Origin of the sequence: Micromonospora sp. KC207, assembly GCF_004348615.1 — a bacterium.
Lineage (GTDB): Bacteria > Actinomycetota > Actinomycetes > Mycobacteriales > Micromonosporaceae > Micromonospora.
In genome coordinates this window covers 1-1,624 of record NZ_SMKJ01000568.1, presented here as the reverse complement: position 1 = coordinate 1,624, position 1,624 = coordinate 1, and the positions used below count along the sequence as shown (strand labels likewise).

The following is a 1,624-nucleotide window of genomic DNA, read 5'->3' as shown; positions in this document are numbered from 1 at the left end:
GCCCCACGGTGCCCTGAAAAGAGGCGATGGGCTGGCCATCGCTGGCATGCGCGGTCAGTCGTGCTGTCACTTCATGGTCCGTCGGCAGTGCAGCCGAAACTGCCTCAATCTCCAGGTGACCGCTGGGTGCAGCTAACCAAGGCGGCCCAGTGTAGGTGAGGTTCCGCGTAACCTCAGGCGGAAGGATCAGCCGCTCGGCACTGCCGAACCCGATGACCCGTCGCAAGACCGGTCGCAGGTCGGCGTGCTCGGGCCCAAGCGCATCGTCACTGATTGTTAAGCCCATCGGTGAGACGACATGTGCATGCGGGTGCTTCGCCTGGATCCGGTGCACAATCGCGTCGCCATCCACCACCGTCCTGACAGCCCAGTGAGGGTCCAGTGTGTCGGCGACGCGCGTAAGCGCTCGGGTTCGTGCGGTCAGATCGGCTAGTCCGCCCGCAAGGATCGCCTGCTCCTGCTGGAAGGCTTCGGCAGCTTCTCGAAGCTGATCCCTGTTGAAGTAATCCACAAGGTCGGCATGCCTGGCGAACCAGTTGTCGAGCTCGGCCCTCGCCAGAATGCGAATCTTGAGATTCAGGTGGTCCGCACCGAGTTCGTGGACGAATCGCTCCTCGCTGGGAGTCGGGTTCGTTGGAATTACCAAGATCCACTCGTGGGGTTGATGTGCCATGGCTTCGCGAAACGAGTTGACGATCTGTCTGCGCTGCGTTCGGCGTTCGGTTCCGAATCCGTCTCGGAAGTACTTTAGCTGGAAGATGCGGAGACGCTGTCCCTGTTGGACGACGACGTCACGACCGCCGTCGCCACCCCGACCGTCGTAAACCCGCACATTGTCGTCCGGGCCGCTGTACAGCCGACAGAGTAGAGCCTCGACCCGCCGATCGAACTCCGGCTGACTGAGGTGGTCCCAGTCGATAGAATTGGTGCCTCCCAATCGCCTCTCCGCCTTCTTCTCGCGCGCCAAGTGGGGTCACGGCACTGATCGTTGCGGGACCCGCAAGTGCAGCCAACCTCCAGTGGCCTAATGCCTACCAGGTGACCGGCGCTTTCGTCCAACATGCCCTGATCAGGTGCACTGCCATCGACATGAGAGGGCTTGGGCTTGGGCATCGCCTGCTCGTGGATCTTGTCGTCTCTGGGTGGGTGTCGTGTTGGTAGTGCCAGATCGGGCCGACATCGAAGAGCTGTCGGCTGAGCACGCCTTCGCGCTGTAGGTGGGGCCGCCGGGGCGGGGCTCGTCCGCCGGTCCGCCCCTGCTGTTGCTGGCGAGGCTCGGCATGCGGTTCCGGCGGCTGGGAAACGGCGACGTGGGCTCTGACGGCCTGCCGGCGAGTGCACCGTCTCGCAATGTGAGAAGCCCGAGCCGGCTGGCCAAGATTCTTCTGCCTGTGTCGGCCGGGATTCCGTGCTACTGGGTGCCAGTGCGGGTTGGCGGGTGCCATTGCGTCTGGTTGGGTCCGGGGAACGTTGCGATTGGCTGCTGGTGATGCTGGTTGACAGGGTGCTGCTGGCGGAGGCGTACTGGTACGCACGTGACCGCGTGGCGGTCTGCCCGCCGGGTTTCATCGGCCGGTCTGGTGACGCTTCTTCGGGAGCGCCGCCGGTCGTTCGGGGCTTGGGG

1 protein-coding gene is annotated in these 1,624 nt (G+C 64.1%); it reads right to left on the bottom strand.

Features of this window, described 5'->3' with window-relative positions:
* Positions 1–967, bottom strand: a 967-nt coding sequence (locus E1258_RS32530; RefSeq protein ID WP_132407804.1) for a hypothetical protein, incomplete at its 3' end; no start/stop codon positions are given.
* Between the last annotated feature and the right edge of the window lie 657 nt (positions 968–1,624).